Below are 19,181 nucleotides of genomic sequence, written 5' to 3' on the forward strand. Positions count from 1 at the left end.
TTTATAAAAGCACAAAATTTAGAACGAACGGTTTGTTTTTTGAATTTCAGCTACTATGTATTTTTTCGGAGGAAATACCTATGCTGAATTTTGATTTCTACAATCCCACTCACATTTTGTTTGGTAAAGGCCGCATTGCTGATTTGAATAAGGTTATTCCTGAAAACGCTAAAGTTTTATTGCTCTACGGCGGCGGCAGTATTAAGCAAAACGGCGTTTTTGATGAAGTGATTGCAGCATTGGGAAGCCGCAGCGTCACGGAATTTAATGGAATCGAACCAAACCCAAGTTACGAAACCTTAATGCAAGCCGTCGAAGTCATCAAGCAAGGTCAGATCGACTTTTTACTTGCTGTAGGTGGCGGTTCCGTCATTGATGGCACGAAATTCATCGCCGCCGCGGCTTTGTTTGAAGGTGACGATCCGTGGGCCATTCTCGAAAAACGCGGCACCAATATTAAAAAAGCACTGCCTTTCGGTAGCGTTCTTACTTTACCTGCCACCGGATCAGAAATGAACGCAGGTGGCGTAGTCACACGAAAATCAATCAAAGCGAAGATGGCCTTTTCAAGCCCACATTGCTACCCTAAATTTTCCGTGTTGGATCCGACCAAAACCTACACTCTTCCCGTTCGCCAAATTGGTAACGGCGCGGTAGACGCGTTTGTACACGTCATGGAGCAATACATGACCTATCCAGTTAATTCACCTGTTCAAGATCGCTTTGCCGAAGGTTTGCTTAAAACTTTGATCGAAGAAGGTCCGAAAGCATTAAAAAATCCTGAAGATTATGATGTCCGCGCAAATTTGATGTGGTGCGCAACAATGGCGCTCAATGGATTAATTTCAGCTGGCGTGCCGCAAGATTGGGCAACGCATATGATAGGCCATGAATTAACTGCGTTGCACGGCATAGACCATGCTCAAACCTTGGCAATCGTACTGCCAAGCATGCTGCGCGTGCGTAAAGAATCAAAAAGGGCAAAATTATTGCAATACGCTGAACGGATTTGGAATTTGCGCGATGGCGATGAAGATTCACGTATTGAGACAGCCATCAGTCGCACACAAGACTTCTTTGAACAAATGGGTGTAAAAACACATTTAAGCGACTACGCACTGAACGCCAGCAACATTGATCCTATCGTAGCAGCGTTGGAAACCCATCGCATGGTAGCACTGGGAGAAAAACGTGATGTGACATTAGATGTTAGCCGTCAAGTATTAGAATTGAGTCTGTAAGTTGTCGTAGTTACGACCAGTTTCTTTGAATACTGTTTATTTGAATGCTGTTTCTTTGAATACTGTCTATATGCACACTATCCGGCATGCTAAACCGCCGGATAGTCAACATAGTTTGCTTGCAACCCGCCATTGCCAGCACAAATATACGGTGGAACCATCTGCAGACGGACAGATTACACACCACATACCTTATTTGGCGGTGGCTTTCTGCACGTGGCAATGCAGCGCAAGGAACCGCATAGCACCACTGTAAGACGTGTCCCAGTCATCAAGCAAGTAGTTATCGGCTTCTTCAATAAAATTAACCCAATCCTCCAATAAACCTTCCTGCTTTTCATGAGGAGCTGACTTTTTAATCCACGTTGTCGCTAACTCATGTTTAAAGCCTTCATTTCGAAATTGCTTAACAATCGTCTTTGCGAGCCTCTCCGATATGCTTGTTTTTGGCGCGATGCCAGCAGAAATGCAAACAAACAGTGTCATCAGTGAATCTACATCGGTCTTACCCTTTGTTAAGCGACTCCACTCTTTAGAAACTAATGCATCGTAATCGGAGGTATCTTCAATCTCGTGATCGCCGAGGTAATATTTATCTTTCAGCGAATACACCAAACGATCAAGCGACGCTGTCTTGTCTTGCAAAACTGGGAGGTCATGCGACTTAATCTCTTCAACAATACGCTCTACGACCGGCATAAATTGAACAGGAATATCGCTCACATCAACGCTCGCAACAGCCTTGTTGCGTTTGGCATTCGACATGCCACGTATAGTTTCTAGCAACGTCGCAAATTCAAGTTGATTTGCGAGATTATCGTCTGGCCCGCCAAACATCATCACTAGCAATGCAGAGCGAACCACGCCAACTGCTTCGGCATCCTCTTCTTTTAAATTCTCAATCGAGATACCGAGATACTCACCAAACCAATAACCTGCTTCGATTTCTAAGGCATTTTGCTGACGATATTCAAGCGTGTTGCGATATTCATGTGGTTTTTCCTTCAGAGACCATGCCTCCAAAAAATCCTCCACACGGCCTTTTGCCTCTCGCCCAAGTAAAGCGTATTCAGGTAACGCAAACAGTGCCTTTAACAAACCTGAACCACCACGAGACAAAGTCAAAAACGTATTATCACGAATGAGTTTTGCAGCCACATCAAGATCACCCTTCGATGTTTCGATCAAATAAAGGCTGGCCAGATTAACGATGCGTTTGCGTGCAGCCTCAATTTCGGGACGCAAATATTTACTACCGAAGACGTCTGCAATCTGCACCATCCCTTTAGGCGCCTCTGCTTCGATGGCGGCAACTTTACTGTTAGGGATAATCGCTCTTTGAACGCCATGACGTAGAGCAGATTCGAAAAATGGACGGTTATCGATCAGGGCAATATCGTATTGGGAATCAGACATAGGATCTTTACTCGTTTAAAAATTTTTCTGCAAAAACAAATAAAAAATGCAGAACGCACTCAGCGCCCTGCACTTATTTAAAACGGCGAATAAGTGTTACAAAGCAGACTCTTCGTCATCATCCTTATCATCACCATCGTCGTTATTTTTTGGTCGTTCCTCTTCTTCAGATTCCGATTCACCTTCAAGTTCATCGGTTTGAAGATTTGCCAGGTACGCTTTGTAGCGCGCCCGTAATTTCATCAAAACCTCACGGAATATTTCTGGCAATTCATAACGTAGAATATACGTCACTTGCATCCAGTCGCGATCCTCCAGATTAGCCATATCCAGCGGCGATGCCAGGCTTTCTGTGTCACGATCAATATTCATCAAATCATCTTCTTGCGCTTGGGTCTTGGCGCCGTCACCGTACTCATACAGATCAAACGTGGCGTAGCGGTAAAAATGTTCCACCATTTGCGTACGATCGAGCAAATAATCAACCAGTGCGTCATAGCCACCATCAACTTCAGCGATTTCATAGAGAAACTCTGCCGGATCAGCACCCTCCCGGAAGATCACGGAATTAATCATTCCACGAAGTTGTTCATGCGTCTGATCGCCGTAACGGCGTTCCAAAACGACCGCCTGAGCAAACTGCTCTGGCGTCACTAACAGATTCACCAACGATTCCTTTGACGCATCATATTCACGAATGATGGCCAACAAATCCTTAGAAGGAAAATCATCCAATGCCGCAACTAATGCCTTATCACCTTGCGTTTCAGCAATATTCGCTAATGCAAATTCAGCACCAGCGATATCACCTGCCAGAATGAGATTTTGCGCTTCAATTAATGCAGGTAAAGTCATACTATTCCTTAATCTTTGCGGTCAAAACCTTGTTCGGCGAGCCAGTCTGCGCCTGCTTCATCAAGATCGTAATCGTCACCATCATCGCCATCATCGCGACCATGGCGGCCATAGTTCCCATCCAGATCGCCGTTTTCTTTTAATTCTTCCGCTTCTTCATTGGCTTCACTATCTTCATCATCCTCTAAGGTATTGGTCGCGCTATGTTTGCGAGCTTGCAATCCTCGATTGAGGTACTCCAGCGCCGCTGCGATGACCATAAAACGCTCACCGCCGTCTTCCTTAAGCACAATTTGACTTAGAGGCTCTGCCCACGGTTCTAATTTGACAGCCGTTGCCAGACTTTTCCATGAAGGTAATTTGGACTCTTCTTTTGTACTCAAGGTTTCCATCACCAAAGGATTCATAAAGATGAACCCTGAATGAAAGGCTGATGCAAGCATTTCGGGATTACTTTCCATCATCGGCAGCAATAAAGGCAACTGCTCGGCCTTTTCGCGAAGTCTGGCCTTGAGGATATTTTTTCCTTCTGAATCTGACTTTAAATCTTCAATTTCGGCATTGTAGACCGAGGTCAAGTCTTCAAAAAAACGTGACAATTTCACTTCAATACTCCTGATAAATAATGCTTCCAGATTTCAGTCGCGGTCTCTAACGGTGAATCCAATAGATTGCGACGACGATTTTCATCATAAGCGGTACGTGCCGCATCATCTGACAAAATATCGTAGGCTTCCTTTACCGCATGAAACTTTTCTGGCGCCAGCTCTGACGTATTTCGGTCAGGATGAAATTCTGCTGCTTTCTGACGGAAGGCTTTCTTAATATCGGCCAAAGTAGCATTTGGTGCGATACCCAGAATGACGTAGTAATCTTTCATAGATTCTTTGAAAAAATCAACGGAATTCTGCGCAAATGAGCCGCATCTGCCGAATCGGTTAAAAAAAGCACTAGTTCAACCAAACTAAGCAAATGTCATACTCAAATAGCGATCATTTTTGCATGTCAAACCCGGCACTGAAGCAAGCAAATAGCTCATTGCCACTACTTGCTATCCTATTAAAAAGCATCGACAAAATTGGCCGGGTTATGCGAGGAAGTTAATGCTGATGCCCGTGTTCACCATGAACGTGACCATGTACCACTTCTTCATCAGATGCCTCACGAATTTCTAACACTTCGGCATCGAAACGAATCGTCATACCGGCCAGCGGATGATTGCCGTCAACGGTAACGACACCAGCATCAATTGCCGTAACGCGGAATTGCATCGTTTCTTCTGTTTCCGGGTCGCGTGTTTCAAACATCATTCCTACTTCGATGTCTGGTGGAAATAAACCAACGTCTTCTTGACGCACATATTGTGCATCAAACTCGCCAAAGCCTTCTTCAGGTGTCAAGGTCACAGAAACCTTATCGCCAACCGATTTACCATCAAGCGCTGCTTCGACAGCAGGCAAAATATTGTCGTAACCACCATGCAAATAGACAATAGGATCTTGGTTCTGATCAATGATGTTACCTTCTTCATTAAACATCGTATAGTTCAGGCTGACAACGGAATTAGGGATAATGTGCATAATGTTAGATAAAAATTAAGATAAATAAGTGGGAATTTGAGTGCAAACAGAGAAACAAAGCGCCAACAAATTGACTACGGCACTATGATGCTCCCTTTTTTTGCGACAACAATTGAACCAATACAGCTTACTCTGTTTATTCAGCTTATTGCAATGACGACTTAAAGGTCTGCGGAATATTAATTAAAAGGCAGTCAAATTCAGAACAAGGTTGCTATTGTAGCAGAGGCGCGTATTTCTCTCATCGCTTCCCTGTGATCGAAAAAGACAAAGCTTTCGTTGCGGAACACTGGAGAATCAAGGTATATTCCGCAACCCTCCAATCAACCAACAGTCAGGACCACCAAAATGCTCATTATTACAATTAAACAAGGTAAAGAAAAAGCAATATTGGCAGGTGATCCCTGGATCTATTTATCAGCAATTTCAAGAATAGATGGGAAATTTGAGGAGAGAATTAAACCCGGCGGAACAGCTCTTGTAAGATCATCGTCAGGACAGTTTTTAGCCAGAGCAAGTTGGAGTCCGAAGTCTCAAATCAGAGCACGCGTATGGACCTTAGATGAGAAGGAGGCTGTTGATCACGCAATGATCAAACGTCGCGTCCAAACCGCGCTAGCAAAAACACAGCCGCGCAAAACATCATCCACATCGCCACAGCGTCTGATTAACGGCGAAGCAGATCAACTACCTGGTCTACTCGTAGACCATTATGGTCAAAATCCTGGTTATCTTGTTTGCCAATTTCAGGCTGCTGGGGTTGATGCGTGGAAAGTCACCATAGTCAAGTCACTCATTGCGGAAACAGCCTGTCCAAATGTCTATGAACATGCCGATAGCATGATTCGTGCTGGCGAGGGTCTACCCATAAATTCTGGCGCACTAGCAGGGGATGAGCCGCCATTGGAGTATGAAATTGGGTAGCACAAAGATTTACAACATCGAGAAAACAGCTTGAAACGTCAATAGTCTGCTCACCGCATCAGGGTTGTCACACAATCCTTCATCAGAAAGACGAGTACACACTGGATACCTAAAGAAGGCACAGAACTGATCTCGCCTTCTTTTTTCATACAGCATCAATGCGCTGGTATTTACTTTCCACCTACCTACCAACAACCGACAGAAGCAGCAATCATTCCAGCGCCGTTGAAATTTGTTTGCGAACCAAGTGAATCTACTACGTAGGTGCCACAGGCGTCAGCAGTCTGGGTGCCAGTTGGGGCTGCGTTGATCGTATAAGACGTTGCGGTTTGCGTCGGCACGCTCAGAGTGTAATAACTTGTATTTCCAGACATGATTGCAACAGTAGTCGCACCCGCTGCAGCATTCAAGCCCAGTTGCGCCATTGTGGCAACATAAGTGTTATTCGTGGCAAAAAACTTCTCTTCTCTGGCGGCAAGGTCAAGAACCGCATTCTTGGCATCTACCCGTCGACCTTTCATGATCGAACTGTTATAGGCTGGAAGGGCCACTGCAGCAAGCAGCCCAACAATTGCAATCGCAATTACCAGCTCTATCAAAGTAAAGCCTTGTTTTTTATTGATGTTTAACTTTATTTTCATAGCAATCCTTTTCTTAATCAACGCAATTTCACCCAAGTAACGCGCTTGCCATTTGAAGATCCTGCTTGATCAATCACGGTTGCGCTACCTGTACCAGACGTATTTTGCTGCACCATAGTTTGCTGACTAATGGACCCGGTACTACCTGTGCTTCCAGAACTTCCCGATTTACCGGTTGACGTTACAATAGTCGGCGTACCTGTACCACTCAATCCTAATCCTGCAATCACCGCACCCGCTGGCGCTGATATCCCTGCATTGAGTGCTGCCGTCGAAAAATACGACGACACAGGAGCTCCACCCGTATCAGGTGCAATAGCCATTGTAAAGCCTGATGCGGGTTGTGTGGAGCAGCTTAGCACTTGATTGACCGCTGGAATCGTTGTATTTACAAATAACCCACCATTTTGAATTACTGGATTATAAATAATTTGCTCTCCAGAATTTGGTAAAGACATTTGCCATCCGAACTGATTGTTCGTCGTGCCACACGTCGTTGATCCTTTCCAGCAAACCGGGTTTTGAGTCAATGTCCGATAACCGGAAACTGAACCAGTGCCACCACTGTAGTTGGTGATGGTTTGGGTCTGCAAATTACTCGTATTTACTACTTGACCCGCCGGCAACGCTGCATAATCGAGAGGGCTTAAAGCATTCCAAGCTGTCATATCGGAATCCCAAATGCCGTACAAAGCTTGCGTACCGCTCGCATATGTTGCACCGCTTGTTAATGTCTGCGGATACTGAACACCTGTACCAAAATTCAAAATGATACGAGCATTTCCTTTTGCTTGCTGTGACGAACTCACTAAAACTTTCGTCGTAATTGGCTGACCGGCCGGTGTGGTAAAGATGGGACTAGAACCCATTGTCCATTTGCTTGAATCATTGCTTGTGACATCCAATCGCCACAGCTGTCCGTAAGCATCGCCAGCATAAATATAATCGACGACACCATCCCCATCCAGATCTGCAGAGGTTGCATAATCGATCCAATTGATATTGCTCGCACTACCAGATTTCGTATCAAAGAAATTAAACGTAATCGCGCCCGTCCCTTGATTGATCGACATGATAAAAATACCCGAGGTACCGTTGGCATTATTCCGACCATTACCAAATATCACCGCCCAGTTGCCATCATGCATTAAACGAACAATTGGGGTACCAAAAATGCTACCTAATTTAGTTTTGCATTTAGTATCGTTCAAGCAGCTAATATTGGACGAATTCCATTCGCCGATAACGAGCTTAGCTGCATTACTTTCCTGAAAAGTTGATGGATCAGTGATGTCGAGCGCATAAATTACGCCATTGGCCGCACTCGTGACATTATTGATTGCACCAGAAGCGTTACCACCCGCGCCCAGACCACCGACTACCCACGTATGCCATGCATTGGCGTAATACAAACTTCCTGTACCTGGGGTTGCATCGACATACACATTATGCGCATAACTTGGCGATGAATAATCAAGAGATGAATTTGCAGTGTGAATGCTATTAACGACAGCATCAGGGATATACGCAATCATCTCCTTCCCATCATTTGGATTCCCCGCCCGAAAACCATGCAGCATCCCATCATTGGCGCCAATGTAGACAATATTCGTTCTTGCGGCATAGGAGTTTGCGAATGATGTATAGGTGCTATATCCGGATAACGCTTTGTTATAAATTGCGTCAGTGGTAGGTAAAACGCTAGGTACATTTGGCCCGCCTACCCAAACCGGGCTTGAGTTCATAATGTCACCCAAAATACCGGTACGCGCACGAAATGGTCCTACTCCGGATGAGTTGATCTCATTTGTTGTATCACCCCTTAAATAACTGACCCGGTTTGTACCCGTATTGGGGCCGGATCCGGTACCTCCGATAGCAGTTACTTGCGTCGAATTAAGATTGGCATATTCAAAAGGAATCCCATTACGCGCAACCGGATCCCAGCTTAATATTGTTCTGGATGTCGGCGATTGTTTTGTTGCAGTAGGCGCTGAGGAGCAACCACTTAGTACGCAATTTGCATCCCAGTTTGCGGTCGAGGCAATAGATACGGCACCGGTCGTCGTGTCCGTTAATAAATTAAACGCCTGCAGTTGTCCCCACGAATTCAAAGAATGATAAAAAGCCAAATAAATTTGTGAGTCAGTTTGGACTTTGGAAGCCTGCTGGGCGTTCGAGCCCGCCGAATCTCCGGCGACATTAATTGGTGCCGCCTTAAAGCATGTAATTTCGTGGACGTTAGTACCACCACCAGTACCCGCAGTAAAACCGAACAATAATGTTGCAGGAACTGCTCCATTATTCGCAATAATGCTTTGGCCAGAAATAACAGGCGTAGTCGCGCCACCATTTACGCTATACGAAAGACTCAATAAGCCATTTTGTGTAATTTTTAAACCGTAAGTAATTGGCGTCGCCGCACCACGCGTTGAAGAATTTGAACCTTCCTGGCTATAAATAGTAGCGTTCATGGGCGTCGGCCCAGTAATGATACGGTAATCAGGTGCCTGTACATTCGTTGACTGCCAGTAACCGTTCGAATTCCATTGCTGGTAATAACCGGTCTTGCACGTGTAGTAAACCGCAGCTTGTTGCTGACTGTAGTTTTGACCGTTTGTGTAGTACTGATAGGAACCTGGGCTGCTTGATACCCACGAAGGATAATAGTTAGAGTTATACGCAGTCAACGACGGATAATAGACACTTCCGGAACCACGGACAACGATGGCACCCGGCGTCTGACCAGGGCCATCTGAACTAGTATCACCCGGATTGGAAAAGTTACCATACTCATCGATCGCCACTGCCAGATAACCACCATCTGTACCATTGTTTTGATACTTATTATTGGAGCAGCTATAGCCCAAACTACCACCAAATGCACCCAGCACCATATTTGAAGCTGGATTTGTCAGTTTTGCACCGTCAACCAAAAAAAATGCAAGGCCGTCAGCGCCCGATGCTTGGCCATAGTTGTTTCCAAACCCGTTACCGCCATATGTGACCGTCGTAAAAGTTACCTGAACACCTTGTGATGTATTAAAAGGCACGGTTGAAACGATTTGCCCGGTTCGGGAAGTATCGCTGTTTCCACCATTCGTCAGGCGTAACGCGCCCTGGCCTATCGGGTCAGGAAGTTTGCCATTAACACCGCCAACCTGTGCGTTACCAGTATTCACATTCTTGGCTGTACATGGAGGAATTGAACTTGCGGAACCATCACCCGCAGTCAGACAAGTGTCACCAAAAGTTTGCCACTTCAATGGGGAGTTGGATGATGCCCCGGTCAATGTGTCATTGACGACCACTTGGGCAATACTATTAAATGAGGCGACCATCGCAGTCACAGCAGCAGTACATAGAATTATCTGCTTATCGAACTTCATGATGTTAACCTTCCTGTCAATTATTGATTGGATCTTGAGAAAGAGATTTGATCTTTCCTCCAACCGTTACAGAATAAACGCTCTGTACGATCGACGTAGAATTTGCACTCCCACCAAAACCGACCGCCGTCACTGTATAGACGTTTGTCGTATTGCCGCGTGAGTCAATCACGCGATTTTGAAAATTGATATAAATGCCCGGTGCCTGGCTGTAATTAATATCCGAATTTTGAAATCCATCTGTCACTACACCACCACCAGACGCAACTTTCATCGGTGGAGGTGTGTAAGTTAACACCGATGGCCAACTGGCAAGGTTAGTAGGATTGCTTAGTGGATTCGAACAGACAAACATAATGGATTGATCGGTCACCGCCTTCGATTTGCTTGAGGAACACTGTGAGCCAGAACCAGGCCTTGATGTTCCTTGAGTACCATTAACGAGCCACCATTCGCCATATTCAAGCGCGTTTTGCGCTGCCTGAAATGCACGCTCCTTTTCACGCGTATTACCTGCAATTTTCTGTTGCAGACCAAAACCCCGAAACATCGTCAAACCGATTAACGTTAACACCACCAAAATCAGCAATGCAGTAACCAAGGCGATGCCACGCTCATCTGTATCTGGCAGCGTGCACTTGTTGCCCGCACTCGGATTTTTTCGAGCAAAATCAAGGTTCATATTCACGGTCATGTCACATTCATCATGTAAATCGTATGCAAAATCGGTGTCAGTGTCGGCGTAGTTCCACCTGACTTTGGAACCACCGTATTAACAAACGTCAATTTTATTTGCGCCGACATCACATACATCCAATTTATTGGCGTCACTGCCCCCAAAAGCCAACAGGATTGAGGCGCTTGTGGCGCGTTTAACCCCGATGCGTCAATATAAGCATCCACATTAAGTGGCGGGGCTTGGCGTGCAGATAAACAAGTAGGTGTTTGCGTCTGCAAGCCATACGTTATTTTCATCGAGGAAATATTATCCGCCAGAATGGTCTGCGCACCGGGCGCACCACCATTAACACTCACGGTACAAATTAATTGATTCGATGCATTAACGGTGAGGCTACTCGTCCAAATCACAGCGGATCCCGAGGTATTTACATCACCCTGACAATTCGTCACGGTACTATTTGGATTACTAATGACTCGGACGTTAATCGTATCGCTTCCTGCCGTTGTGGTGCCAACAATCACTTGACCCGCCGCAAAAGTTGTACCGTCAGGGTTTGCCGTCGTCGTTGCAGGAAATGCCTTTAATTGACCACCCGAGGGCTCCGTGAATGTAACGCCAGCAGGCGTCGTAAAGTTTTCAGCACCAGGAAAATATCCAGTATTTCTGATGGTTGAATCCAATACTGAAATCGCGAAACGCTCATTTTCCTGAATTTGCGTCAATGCGTCCTGTGTAGAAAAACTTCTCGTTAAGCCAGCGATCATCCCGACAATTCCGGCAACCAACACAAGCGTCACGGTGATTGCGATCATCAGTTCGACCAACGTAAATCCAGTTTGTCTGAATTTACCTTGATTAGCAAATAGTGGGCTCAATTTTCCCTTAGTTGGCATTTTCATGGCTTTACATACACGGTATAAGACTGTGTAGAGATTTGCGTTGCTGATCCAGCTGCAGCCGTTGCATTAACTGCAATCTGTTTCTCAGTCCACGTTACATTAATTGAACAATCGATTGCGGTCGGTGCAGTACTAGACGCCGCGATAGCAACCGTTCCGGGCGCACTACAGGTCACTGTTGCGCCATAAGTCGGAAACTGACTATTCATGTCCTTGACCCAATTATTTACGTCCACAGCGGCTATTTGCGCCGGGGTGCAAGTCGCCGGTGCGACACAGCCAGATGCAGGAACGTTAGTCAGAAGCCCTGTCGAATCAGTAATAGTCGTTCCAGATGCAGTAAATTTAAGTATTTGACCTGATTGCCAGAATCCCCTGGGCAGGTTGGTAGTCTTATCGATATCGGTTGTACTATTCGCGTGCATCATCGACGCCAGACTCTCCATTTGCACCGCGATTAAAGAGCGCGATCCGGCATTTTGTGTGGTTGACACGGCTAATGCCGCAATTTTCGCCAAACCAAGCAGGCCGACGGCACAGACCACCATCGCTATCAACACTTCAAATAACGTGAATCCTTTTTGCGACGGATGAAGGCAGATTTTGCGCGCAGTCATGGACAATTCCCCGTACCTGACTTTTGATTGACATGTCGCCCTGCATTATTCACCGCGGTACATTGCGTGTACGAGGCAACGAGCGGCACCGTTTGCACTGCAAATGTCACCGGATTCCCCGGTAAATTTATCGTAAAACCTTCTAATGAAAAATTAATTGCAGATGTTGAATTATCTCCGATTAAAGTATCGGTACTGGTAAAGGCAAGTTGTTTTCGGAGAGGCACAATATTGGTTCCTGTCAGCCCCGGATTTGAAAAGATAATCCAGCCATTTTGCCAATTATTAGAACCTGAACAAGACGTACCGTTTGATGATGCACACATGGTCACCGATACCCCTTCCTTGATTGCTTCAGCTCTTGCAAAGCCTAAATCACCGACAAAAGCATTGATCTCTCTCGTCGTGGATGCGATTTTTATCGCCGCTTGAAAACTCGGCACCACGATGGCGATCAAAATGCCTGCGATTGCCATCACGACGACGAGTTCAATCGTCGTAAAACCAATGTATTGCCTAATTTGCTTTTGAAATACCATTAAAGACGCTCTTCAATAAAATCACTCAACATTTAAAAACTTAAAAAGCACTGATTCCAACGTGGATCTGTGACAAATTCGGACATAACTAAAATGTTACTAAATTACCCACCTGATTAGAAGCTCGTTACTTTATATACAATGAGAGACTAGGAGATCTTACATTTGCATTAAATCACAAATTTTAACAATTACCTCTAATTTTATTTCCATGGCGCAACTTATTCAAGTAAAGAATCTACATTGACTCGTGCTTCGCACGGATGCTAGTTGATGCATGTTATTACTTGTTATTTTTTGCTAATACTTACTCAATAATTGTTATCTATTTATTCAAACCATATTTAGTGCCTGGAAAATATGTTCCTGCAAGGTGTGGCATAGTTTCACTGGGGCCAAACAGGCTCACAATCTGCCCCCAGTATATTTAACATCAAGTCAAGTCTGTAAAAGTAGCAAAACTTAATCCGCAAATTTGCCGCGTTTTGCCCTGTACACGAATCAGCCATCTGACAAATCCAGTCAAGCGAAACAGTTCCAGATACACTTGCTTACACAATAGTCATCTATTCTGTCCCGAAATTGTCAAATATACGACAAATTATTATTTTAAATGTAAGTGTGACTGGCTATAAAACAATCATTTTAACGATGACGGTGCCAATTCAGGGTCTCAACAAGCCACTCACTGCGTTTTCCTGAAACCGATCCGCATCGTCAATGTATCCTTGAACGGTACCATCAAAACGCCAGCCGCCTTGTTTTTTGATATCTCGAAATTTCGCGCCGGCCCTAAAGGCACTGGTTGCCATGCCACGCCTTAAGCTGTGACTACTGATCGAAGACAGATGTATAAGCCCAGCATTGCTCGCTAAATCCACCAAAATTAAATTTACACTGGCGGCATTTATGGCATTCTCACTTACCTTACCCCACTTATTAACGCTCCTAAATATGGAGCGATTATGGATTTCTGCTGCATCAATCCATTTCTTTAGTGCCGTCACTGGACAGCATATGCCAGTGCCATAAGGAATTGCTTTGGTTACCCCTTGCCCACTTTGATCTGTTTTAGATCTTTGCAATTGTATGACCACTCCCTCTCGCGCCCAAGTCAGGTGTGAAATACACAGACTTATTAATTCGGACCGACGAAAGCCACCAAAGTATCCTATTTGCAATAGCGCACAATCACGCAACGCTTTTAATGAGTCATCCTTTTGTAAATGCAAAACAATTTTTTCCACATCAGCAAGTAATAGTGCGGGTGCCTTTTGCTTTGGCGTTCCATGCGTGCGCGATATGCCAAGTAGCACTTTTCTCACTGATGGGAAGGCACATGGATCGACAAATTCCTGGTGCCGGTGCCATTGGGAAATAGCAGTTAATTTAAGACTCAAGGTCCTAGGATTAAGCGTTTCAGAAAAAGCGACAAGGTATTGAATGATCATCACCTCATTGGCTGGCAGACGCCCGCCCCAACTCAAAAAATGCCTGATGGCGGAGCGATACGCTCGTCGCGTCGCATCAGAGGTTGCTGCCGCAATAAATTCCTCACTTAACAGAAGCGCATGGCTAATCTCGTTGATCGTTTCTGATTGAGGCTGACTACGGTCATCAGCCACTTTCCAGCTTTCTTTAACTGAAGGAAATTTCTTTTGAGGAATCATTATTTCAATCTGCCGTTCGAATTCCAAATTTAGGGATATTTTGCAATATGTACTCGCAGTCTCGGATTGGTGCGCAAAAGTGCTTTTCACAACACGCTGTACTGTACGACCCAACAATCCAATTTGGTTGCCATTATAACGTACGATAATATACATTATCGCATGTTATATTTATTAATATATTTCACTAATTTCGTATTGCTTAACATAATATTACATAATACGTAATGAATAATCTTATTCGAGGTAACGATGGCCAGATCAGGAATCCTTTATTCAGATGTCGCACGAGCTGCAGATAAAATCAAACAATCTGGAAGCACGCCCACAGTCGATAACGTGAGACAAATGATGGGAGATACCGGAAGCAAAAGCACGATTGCACCCATGCTAAAAAAATGGAAAGAAGAACATCTAGGGGAAATGACAATCATCAATTCCGGCTTGCCAGAATCAATATTGAATGCGGTCAGAGGGGTTTACGAATTGATTAAAGCGGAATCCGCCAATGCGATAGACGAAATACGTTCCAGTTGCGAACAAAATCTGGCTGAAAAAGAGATCCAAATCAAAGCGATTTCAACCACTGTAAATGACTTATCCAATCAGCGTGATCATCTCGAAGAAGAAAGCAATCGCATCAAAAATACGAATAATGTGCTTCAGCTCCAATTGCAACAGTCTCATCTCGAGCTCACAGCCTTAAAAAATGAAAATCAAGGTTTACTGAACCGACTTAATGACAGCATCGATCAAGTCAAGGCACTGCACGGACAGCTCGATTCAGCACGTTCCCAGTTTGAGCATTTTCAAGAAGCCAGCAAAAATCAACGCCTTGAAGAAAAACAGTCTTACGAGTCGCGCATCCTTCAATGTGAGAGCGATCTACGACACAACAAAGCGCTACAGGCAGGACTGCAAAGTGAAAATGCACAATTGCATAGTGAAAACAAACAGCTTCGGACAACACAAGACAAAATGAAAGAGATTACGCAAATTCAGCTCCAAGAATTAAGCGACTTAGAAAGTTTGTATAACAAAACAATGTTTAAGCTAGACGAAACAGAACGCAATAAAAATGATGTAACTTCATTATTGCAAGACTCACAAATAAAACTTCAGGCGATCGAGATAGAACTAGCAGTGTCTAAAAATATGCAATATTCGCTAGAAGTGCAATTACAGAAAGCGCATGAGCAAAATTCCTCTTCCGAGCATGAGAAACTCAAGTTACTAAGCAAGCTTTTACAAGACCATCGACTACAACCAGCTTCAGGAAAAGCTCCCAGCGAGAAATTCAGCGACGAGGCCACTGAATAAGATTTTCATGATCAAATACGACAATCGAATGATATTTCATGATTAAAAACACATCAGCTTTCGAGCATCCAACGGCGATATCGATTGTCGGCTAAAGCATATTGATATATATTCTCATTATCATTTAGAATTACAGGCACCTTCCAATCTAGAAGCCCTGATACATCAGCAATTTTCAAAGTCATGCATCATGGATAAGACCCACCAAAACCAAACGAACCACACAACTCTTAATTGCCTTAAAGTCGGTGAAAAAGCAGTAGTGAGTCTCGTTGCAAATCATAGCAAAGAGTCTACTTCAGACATGAGCGAGATTTCAAGGCGCCTTAAGGAGCTTGGGTTTGTGTGCGGTGAAGAGTTGACTATATTGCATAAAGGTTATTTTGGCGGTGAACCCATTGCCGTAAGAATTGGACAATCTACGTTTGCCCTACGTAATTTTGAAGCAGCCCTCATTAGTGTTACTAGCGTTACAAAGTCCGGACGAATTTAATGACATTGAACACCCTTTTCTCTCCGCGCATTGCATTAGTAGGCAACCCGAACTGCGGAAAAACTGCACTATTTAATCGCCTGACTGGCGCACGTCAAAAAGTAGCAAACTACGCTGGCGTCACTATTGAACGCAAAGAGGGGAAATTTACCTCAGCCAACGGCAGACTATGGCATGTTTTGGATTTACCTGGCACTTACAGCCTTCATGCCATCACACCTGATGAGAAGATTACTGAAGAAGTTATTACCGGGGAACGCGTAAATGAGGCGCTACCTGATGCCATCTTATGCGTAGTAGACGCCACCAATTTAAAAAGGGGGCTGCGTCTAGCACTAGAATTGAAAGCACTGAAGCTACCTCTTATCCTTGCCGTTAACATGATGGATGTCGCCAAAAAACGCGATATTCACATTGACATTAAAGCGCTACAACGAGCGCTTGAAATTCCAGTAGTTGAAACAGTGGCGGTCGACAGTAGAGGCGTCGAGAATTTACTCATTGAAATGGAATCCTTAGCACTGTCGCTTAATTCAACGACGGCGACAAAACCTATTCCACTCGACCCACATTCACCCGAAGAGATTCAAGCTGCCGCGAATGCAATTTTAAAATCCTGCGTTCTACAAAAGTCTGAGAACAGCACGACCAGCCTTCCTTTAAGCTTTCGCATTGATAATTACTTACTCCATCCATTGCTGGGGCCAGTAATTTTCGCTGCTCTCATGTTCCTGGTTTTTCAGGCAGTGTTTACATGGGCACAACCGCCTATGGATTTTATCAAAGCTGCCATAGAACATGTCGGGCACTTAGTTGAAGATGCACTTCAACCTGGCATGTTACAAGGCTTGCTCGTGAAGGGTGTGATCGGAGGTGCTGGTAGCGTACTTGTATTTTTACCGCAAATCGTCATTTTATTTTTCTTCATTCTCGTGATGGAGGATTCCGGCTATTTACCACGCGCAGCTTTTTTACTAGATCGGATAATGGGCAAAGTCGGATTGTCGGGACGTGCCTTTATTCCCCTGCTTTCCAGTTTTGCTTGCGCCATTCCAGGCATCATGGCGACACGCACAATTCAAAATCCCCGCGATCGTCTGGTGACCATTATGATCGCGCCGCTAATGACTTGTTCGGCTCGACTTCCGGTCTACGCATTAGTGATTGCTGCATTCATTCCTGAGCGTACGGTGCTTGGTTTTCTCAGTCTTCAAGGCCTGGTACTTTTTATTTTATATATCGCGGGTATTGTTTCCGCAATGTTAGTTGCCTTGGTTTTCAAACGTTTGTGGGGCAATGCAGAGCAACATCCGTTGATGCTAGAGCTACCAGACTACCGCTGGCCAAACACACGAAACCTTCTTTTGGGTTTATGGGAAAGAATTAAAATATTCGTCACCAGAGTTGGCACAATTATCCTGTCGCTCATGGTGTTACTCTGGTTTTTGAGCAGCTTTCCGGGTGTCCCAGAAAATGCGACTCAGCCACCAATTTACTATAGCATTGCTGGCTATCTTGGACGGCTTCTGGAATACGCCTTCGCACCGATTGGCTTTAACTGGCAAATTTGTATCGCATTGGTTCCAGGCCTTGCCGCGCGCGAGGTTGCAGTGGCTGCACTAGGAACAGTTTATGCATTATCGCAGTCTGGTGAAGAATTAAGCCATTCTCTGGAGCCACTCATCTCGCATTCATGGAGCTTGCCTACAGCATTATCGCTTCTTGCGTGGTACGTATTTGCGCCACAGTGTATTGCCACACTAAGCGTGGTAAAGAGAGAAACGAATACGATGCGTTACCCCGTTTTAATGGCGGGTTACTTATTTGGTCTGGCGTATCTGGCTTCGTTTATTACTTATCAGCTCGCAAGGTTTTTGACAGGAGTTTGAGCATGCAATCGACCATCACCGTATTGATCTTATTGACTGCGATCGCTTATCTATTTTTTAAATGGATGCCGCGCACGCTGCGGGAGAAAGTTCGCTCAAGATTATCCGTTCGCCACCCTCGTCTGGCATCCTATTTTGAAGGCACGGTAAAAAAATGTGCGAGCTCGTGTTCGTCGTCGTGTAATAGCTGCGAAACGTCAACAATTGTTAATCGTGATGTCGTTATAAAACCAATTAATTTCATTCGAAAAACATAATTTATTTTATTTTTTTCCGAAAATTTAATGCGTCTTTCCCTATAGCCTACCCGCCTCAGCTGCTGTATCCTTTTGCTCACTTACCAGAATGCAATTCTGGCTCTTAGACAATACTTGGGGTCGCCATACAACATGCTCAGTTCAGCATACGATAAGACAGAAAAAGGTCGGGAAGAAATTGCAACCAGAAAACACCAACTGGCCAATCGTCTTCGATCATTACTAGTAATGGTAGACGGCAAGAAAAGTGCAGCTGAATTACTCAATAAACTGGCCGCAATTGGCTTAGATGAAAATAGCCTGCAAGAGTTACTTGATCTCGACATGATTACTCCAGTCCTCTCAAGAACAGCGGCAGAAATAAGCAACGACACAAGCGCGACAAAAGTCATTAAAACACCCAAGGCTGCTAACGAAAAAAAGCAAATTGATAGCTCTGATGCGGTGGCTGAATATATTGAGCGCGTTGAATCTGAACAATTTTTACTGCTCTATAATTTCTTTAACGAAACCATCAAAAGCATGTTGGGCTTGCGGGGATTTGCCTTGCAGCTAAAAGTAGAACGCGCAAAGAGCATTGAAGATTTTAAAAATTTACGAAAACCTTATCTTGAAGCAATTCTCAAATTAAAAGGTCGCGACATTGCACGTGGCATGCGCGACAGGCTTGATGTACTGCTTTATGAGAGCGAAAAAGCGAGAAATGACAGCCTCACCAGACTAACCGTACTTGATCTTGAATAACGCATTCATTTATAAAAAAAACCCG

Annotated in this window: 18 protein-coding genes; 6 read left to right on the forward strand and 12 right to left on the reverse strand. The window is 44.6% G+C overall.

Going from position 1 to position 19,181, the window contains the following annotated elements:
• The first annotated feature begins 80 nt into the window (after window positions 1-80).
• A complete protein-coding gene (locus tag ACO0K1_RS02775; protein WP_423022457.1) occupies window positions 81-1,241 on the forward strand; it encodes an iron-containing alcohol dehydrogenase in 1,161 nt (386 codons plus the stop codon).
• Window positions 1,242-1,433: 192 nt separating this feature from the next.
• Here the strand turns inward: ACO0K1_RS02775 and ACO0K1_RS02780 are convergent, their stop codons facing one another.
• From ACO0K1_RS02780 to ACO0K1_RS02800, 5 genes are all read right to left on the reverse strand, one after another.
• Window positions 1,434-2,657, reverse strand: coding sequence for a hypothetical protein (locus tag ACO0K1_RS02780; protein WP_423022459.1), 1,224 nt, complete (start codon window positions 2,655-2,657; stop codon window positions 1,434-1,436).
• Window positions 2,658-2,753: 96 nt separating this feature from the next.
• Complete coding sequence (locus ACO0K1_RS02785; protein ID WP_423022461.1) at window positions 2,754-3,512, reverse strand: hypothetical protein; 759 nt, start codon at window positions 3,510-3,512, stop codon at window positions 2,754-2,756.
• An 8-nt stretch (window positions 3,513-3,520) separates the two neighbouring features.
• Complete coding sequence (locus tag ACO0K1_RS02790; protein WP_423022463.1) at window positions 3,521-4,117, reverse strand: hypothetical protein; 597 nt, start codon at window positions 4,115-4,117, stop codon at window positions 3,521-3,523.
• Complete coding sequence (locus ACO0K1_RS02795; protein WP_422998658.1) at window positions 4,114-4,392, reverse strand: DnaJ domain-containing protein; 279 nt, start codon at window positions 4,390-4,392, stop codon at window positions 4,114-4,116. The genes ACO0K1_RS02790 and ACO0K1_RS02795 overlap by 4 nt, the downstream gene beginning before the upstream one ends.
• A gap of 220 nt (window positions 4,393-4,612) precedes the next feature.
• Window positions 4,613-5,092, reverse strand: coding sequence for an FKBP-type peptidyl-prolyl cis-trans isomerase (locus ACO0K1_RS02800; protein ID WP_423022465.1), 480 nt, complete (start codon window positions 5,090-5,092; stop codon window positions 4,613-4,615).
• A gap of 348 nt (window positions 5,093-5,440) precedes the next feature.
• Here ACO0K1_RS02800 and ACO0K1_RS02805 point away from each other — a divergent pair, with 348 nt between their 5' ends.
• Complete coding sequence (locus ACO0K1_RS02805; RefSeq protein WP_423022467.1) at window positions 5,441-6,016, forward strand: SAM-dependent methyltransferase; 576 nt, start codon at window positions 5,441-5,443, stop codon at window positions 6,014-6,016.
• A gap of 185 nt (window positions 6,017-6,201) precedes the next feature.
• Here ACO0K1_RS02805 and ACO0K1_RS02810 read toward each other — a convergent pair whose 3' ends face one another.
• The 7 genes from ACO0K1_RS02810 to ACO0K1_RS02840 form a co-directional block, all read right to left on the reverse strand.
• On the reverse strand, window positions 6,202-6,693 hold the full coding sequence (locus tag ACO0K1_RS02810) for a type IV pilin protein (protein ID WP_423022469.1): 492 nt from the start codon (window positions 6,691-6,693) through the stop codon (window positions 6,202-6,204).
• Window positions 6,675-10,046: a pilus assembly protein gene (locus ACO0K1_RS02815; protein WP_423022471.1), complete on the reverse strand. Its 3,372-nt coding sequence runs from the start codon at window positions 10,044-10,046 to the stop codon at window positions 6,675-6,677. Before ACO0K1_RS02815 ends, ACO0K1_RS02810 begins: the two co-directional genes overlap by 19 nt.
• A gap of 16 nt (window positions 10,047-10,062) precedes the next feature.
• Window positions 10,063-10,740 (reverse strand): pilus assembly PilX family protein, encoded by a 678-nt coding sequence (locus ACO0K1_RS02820; RefSeq protein ID WP_423022473.1) that lies wholly within the window; start codon window positions 10,738-10,740, stop codon window positions 10,063-10,065.
• Window positions 10,737-11,627 (reverse strand): PilW family protein, encoded by an 891-nt coding sequence (locus ACO0K1_RS02825; RefSeq protein WP_423022475.1) that lies wholly within the window; start codon window positions 11,625-11,627, stop codon window positions 10,737-10,739. The genes ACO0K1_RS02820 and ACO0K1_RS02825 overlap by 4 nt, the downstream gene beginning before the upstream one ends.
• On the reverse strand, window positions 11,624-12,244 hold the full coding sequence (locus tag ACO0K1_RS02830) for a type IV pilus modification PilV family protein (RefSeq protein ID WP_423022477.1): 621 nt from the start codon (window positions 12,242-12,244) through the stop codon (window positions 11,624-11,626). Before ACO0K1_RS02830 ends, ACO0K1_RS02825 begins: the two co-directional genes overlap by 4 nt.
• Window positions 12,241-12,783 carry a GspH/FimT family pseudopilin gene (locus tag ACO0K1_RS02835; RefSeq protein ID WP_423022479.1) on the reverse strand — a complete coding sequence of 181 codons (543 nt, stop codon included), beginning with the start codon at window positions 12,781-12,783 and terminating at the stop codon, window positions 12,241-12,243. The genes ACO0K1_RS02830 and ACO0K1_RS02835 overlap by 4 nt, the downstream gene beginning before the upstream one ends.
• Before the next feature lie 665 nt (window positions 12,784-13,448).
• The gene (locus tag ACO0K1_RS02840) at window positions 13,449-14,453 is read right to left on the reverse strand and encodes a tyrosine-type recombinase/integrase (protein ID WP_423022481.1); all 1,005 of its coding nucleotides are present in this window, start codon (window positions 14,451-14,453) and stop codon (window positions 13,449-13,451) included.
• Window positions 14,454-14,705: 252 nt separating this feature from the next.
• Between ACO0K1_RS02840 and ACO0K1_RS02845 the strand changes: the two genes are divergently transcribed.
• The 4 genes from ACO0K1_RS02845 to ACO0K1_RS02860 all read left to right on the forward strand — a co-directional run bounded on the left by ACO0K1_RS02845 (window position 14,706) and on the right by ACO0K1_RS02860 (window position 19,156).
• Complete coding sequence (locus tag ACO0K1_RS02845) at window positions 14,706-15,773, forward strand: DNA-binding protein (protein WP_423022483.1); 1,068 nt, start codon at window positions 14,706-14,708, stop codon at window positions 15,771-15,773.
• A gap of 190 nt (window positions 15,774-15,963) precedes the next feature.
• Window positions 15,964-16,266 (forward strand): FeoA family protein, encoded by a 303-nt coding sequence (locus ACO0K1_RS02850; RefSeq protein WP_423022485.1) that lies wholly within the window; start codon window positions 15,964-15,966, stop codon window positions 16,264-16,266.
• Window positions 16,266-18,155 (forward strand): ferrous iron transporter B, encoded by a 1,890-nt coding sequence (gene feoB, locus ACO0K1_RS02855; RefSeq protein ID WP_423022487.1) that lies wholly within the window; start codon window positions 16,266-16,268, stop codon window positions 18,153-18,155. The genes ACO0K1_RS02850 and feoB overlap by 1 nt, the downstream gene beginning before the upstream one ends.
• A 389-nt stretch (window positions 18,156-18,544) precedes the next feature.
• Window positions 18,545-19,156: a hypothetical protein gene (locus ACO0K1_RS02860; RefSeq protein ID WP_423022489.1), complete on the forward strand. Its 612-nt coding sequence runs from the start codon at window positions 18,545-18,547 to the stop codon at window positions 19,154-19,156.
• Window positions 19,157-19,181: the final 25 nt, after the last annotated feature.

The sequence above is a fragment of the Undibacterium sp. SXout20W genome (genome assembly GCF_049340285.1).
Classification (GTDB): Bacteria; Pseudomonadota; Gammaproteobacteria; order Burkholderiales; family Burkholderiaceae_D; genus Undibacterium.

Excerpts from the sequence above, each read along its gene's own strand:
- ACO0K1_RS02775 (WP_423022457.1), top strand. The coding sequence starts at position 81 with ATGCTGAATTTTGATTTCTACAATCCCACTCACATTTTGTTTGGTAAA.
- ACO0K1_RS02780 (WP_423022459.1), bottom strand. The coding sequence starts at position 2,657 with ATGTCTGATTCCCAATACGATATTGCCCTGATCGATAACCGTCCATTT.
- ACO0K1_RS02785 (WP_423022461.1), bottom strand. The coding sequence starts at position 3,512 with ATGACTTTACCTGCATTAATTGAAGCGCAAAATCTCATTCTGGCAGGT.
- ACO0K1_RS02795 (WP_422998658.1), bottom strand. The coding sequence starts at position 4,392 with ATGAAAGATTACTACGTCATTCTGGGTATCGCACCAAATGCTACTTTG.
- ACO0K1_RS02800 (WP_423022465.1), bottom strand. The coding sequence starts at position 5,092 with ATGCACATTATCCCTAATTCCGTTGTCAGCCTGAACTATACGATGTTT.
- ACO0K1_RS02805 (WP_423022467.1), top strand. The coding sequence starts at position 5,441 with ATGCTCATTATTACAATTAAACAAGGTAAAGAAAAAGCAATATTGGCA.
- ACO0K1_RS02815 (WP_423022471.1), bottom strand. The coding sequence starts at position 10,046 with ATGAAGTTCGATAAGCAGATAATTCTATGTACTGCTGCTGTGACTGCG.
- ACO0K1_RS02820 (WP_423022473.1), bottom strand. The coding sequence starts at position 10,740 with ATGACCGTGAATATGAACCTTGATTTTGCTCGAAAAAATCCGAGTGCG.
- ACO0K1_RS02825 (WP_423022475.1), bottom strand. The coding sequence starts at position 11,627 with ATGAAAATGCCAACTAAGGGAAAATTGAGCCCACTATTTGCTAATCAA.
- ACO0K1_RS02830 (WP_423022477.1), bottom strand. The coding sequence starts at position 12,244 with ATGACTGCGCGCAAAATCTGCCTTCATCCGTCGCAAAAAGGATTCACG.
- ACO0K1_RS02835 (WP_423022479.1), bottom strand. The coding sequence starts at position 12,783 with ATGGTATTTCAAAAGCAAATTAGGCAATACATTGGTTTTACGACGATT.
- ACO0K1_RS02840 (WP_423022481.1), bottom strand. The coding sequence starts at position 14,453 with ATGATTCCTCAAAAGAAATTTCCTTCAGTTAAAGAAAGCTGGAAAGTG.
- ACO0K1_RS02845 (WP_423022483.1), top strand. The coding sequence starts at position 14,706 with ATGGCCAGATCAGGAATCCTTTATTCAGATGTCGCACGAGCTGCAGAT.
- ACO0K1_RS02850 (WP_423022485.1), top strand. The coding sequence starts at position 15,964 with ATGGATAAGACCCACCAAAACCAAACGAACCACACAACTCTTAATTGC.
- feoB (WP_423022487.1), top strand. The coding sequence starts at position 16,266 with ATGACATTGAACACCCTTTTCTCTCCGCGCATTGCATTAGTAGGCAAC.
- ACO0K1_RS02860 (WP_423022489.1), top strand. The coding sequence starts at position 18,545 with ATGCTCAGTTCAGCATACGATAAGACAGAAAAAGGTCGGGAAGAAATT.